Below are 2,680 nucleotides of genomic sequence, written 5' to 3'. Positions count from 1 at the left end.
ATATTAGACGAATCATCTGGAAAGTTGAATCAAAGAAGGTAATAATCCTGTAGTCGAAAATATATACTCTCTTGAGTGGATCCTGAGTACGACGGAGCACGTGAAATTCCGTCGGAATCTGGGAGGACCATCTCCTAAGGCTAAATACTCTCTAGTGACCGATAGTGAACCAGTACCGTGAGAGAAAGGTGAAAAGTACCCCGGAAGGGGAGTGAAAGAGAACTTGAAACCGTGTGCTTACAAGTAGTCAGAGCCCGTTAATGGGTGATGGCGTGCCTTTTGTAGAATGAACCGGCGAGTTACGATTTGATGCAAGGTTAAGCAGCTAATGTGGAGCCGTAGCGAAAGCGAGTCTGAATAGGGCGTTTAGTATTTGGTCGTAGACCCGAAACCAGGTGATCTACCCTAGGTCAAGTTGAAGTTCAGGTAACACTGAATGGAGGACCGAACCGACTTACGTTGAAAAGTGAGCGGATGAACTGAGGGTAGCGGAGAAATTCCAATCGAACTTGGAGATAGCTGGTTCTCTCCGAAATAGCTTTAGGGCTAGCCTCAAGTGATGATTATTGGAGGTAGAGCACTGTTTGGACGAGGGGCCCTTCTCGGGTTACCGAATTCAGACAAACTCCGAATGCCAATTAATTTAACTTGGGAGTCAGAACATGGGTGATAAGGTCCGTGTTCGAAAGGGAAACAGCCCAGACCACCAGCTAAGGTCCCAAAATATATGTTAAGTGGAAAAGGATGTGGCGTTGCCCAGACAACTAGGATGTTGGCTTAGAAGCAGCCATCATTTAAAGAGTGCGTAATAGCTCACTAGTCGAGTGACACTGCGCCGAAAATGTACCGGGGCTAAACATATTACCGAAGCTGTGGATTGTCCGTAGGACAATGGTAGGAGAGCGTTCTAAGGGCGTCGAAGCATGATCGCAAGGACATGTGGAGCGCTTAGAAGTGAGAATGCCGGTGTGAGTAGCGAAAGACGGGTGAGAATCCCGTCCACCGATTGACTAAGGTTTCCAGAGGAAGGCTCGTCCGCTCTGGGTTAGTCGGGTCCTAAGCTGAGGCCGACAGGCGTAGGCGATGGATAACAGGTTGATATTCCTGTACCACCTAGTATCGTTTTAATCGATGGGGGGACGCAGTAGGATAGGCGAAGCGTGCTATTGGATTGCACGTCCAAGCAGTAAGACTGAGTGTTAGGCAAATCCGGCACTCATAAGGTCAAGCTGTGATGGGGAGAGGAAATTGTTTCCTCGAGTCGTTGATTTCACACTGCCAAGAAAAGCCTCTAGATAGATAACAGGTGCCCGTACCGCAAACCGACACAGGTAGTCAAGATGAGAATTCTAAGGTGAGCGAGCGAACTCTCGTTAAGGAACTCGGCAAAATGACCCCGTAACTTCGGGAGAAGGGGTGCTCTTTAGGGTTAACGCCCAGAAGAGCCGCAGTGAATAGGCCCAAGCGACTGTTTATCAAAAACACAGGTCTCTGCTAAACCGTAAGGTGATGTATAGGGGCTGACGCCTGCCCGGTGCTGGAAGGTTAAGAGGAGTAGTTAGCTTCTGCGAAGCTACGAATCGAAGCCCCAGTAAACGGCGGCCGTAACTATAACGGTCCTAAGGTAGCGAAATTCCTTGTCGGGTAAGTTCCGACCCGCACGAAAGGCGTAACGATTTGGGCACTGTCTCAACGAGAGACTCGGTGAAATCATAGTACCTGTGAAGATGCAGGTTACCCGCGACAGGACGGAAAGACCCCGTGGAGCTTTACTGTAGCCTGATATTGAAATTCGGCACAGCTTGTACAGGATAGGTAGGAGCCTTTGAAACGTGAGCGCTAGCTTACGTGGAGGCATTGGTGGGATACTACCCTAGCTGTGTTGGCTTTCTAACCCGCACCACTTATCGTGGTGGGAGACAGTGTCAGGTGGGCAGTTTGACTGGGGCGGTCGCCTCCTAAAAGGTAACGGAGGCGCTCAAAGGTTCCCTCAGAATGGTTGGAAATCATTCATAGAGTGTAAAGGCATAAGGGAGCTTGACTGCGAGACTTACAAGTCGAGCAGGGTCGAAAGACGGACTTAGTGATCCGGTGGTTCCGCATGGAAGGGCCATCGCTCAACGGATAAAAGCTACCCCGGGGATAACAGGCTTATCTCCCCCAAGAGTTCACATCGACGGGGAGGTTTGGCACCTCGATGTCGGCTCATCGCATCCTGGGGCTGTAGTCGGTCCCAAGGGTTGGGCTGTTCGCCCATTAAAGCGGTACGCGAGCTGGGTTCAGAACGTCGTGAGACAGTTCGGTCCCTATCCGTCGTGGGCGTAGGAAATTTGAGAGGAGCTGTCCTTAGTACGAGAGGACCGGGATGGACATACCTCTGGTGTACCAGTTGTCGTGCCAACGGCATAGCTGGGTAGCTATGTATGGACGGGATAAGTGCTGAAAGCATCTAAGCATGAAGCCCCCCTCAAGATGAGATTTCCCAACTTCGGTTATAAGATCCCTCAAAGATGATGAGGTTAATAGGTTCGAGGTGGAAGCGTGGTGACACGTGGAGCTGACGAATACTAATCGATCGAAGACTTAATCAAAATTTATGTTTTGCGAAGCAAAATCATTTTACTTACTATCTAGTTTTGAATGTATAATACATTCCATTTGTCTGGTGACAATGGCAAGG

The 2,680-nt window shown here is 49.5% G+C and carries 1 rRNA gene; it reads left to right on the top strand.

The features are described from left to right. Positions 1–2,591, top strand: a 23S ribosomal RNA gene (locus AB840_RS15040); the annotation flags it as partial. Positions 2,592–2,680: the final 89 nt, after the last annotated feature.

The organism is Megasphaera cerevisiae DSM 20462, assembly GCF_001045675.1.
GTDB lineage: Bacteria > Bacillota > Negativicutes > Veillonellales > Megasphaeraceae > Megasphaera > Megasphaera cerevisiae.
This window is presented reverse-complemented; position numbering and strand designations above follow the sequence as displayed.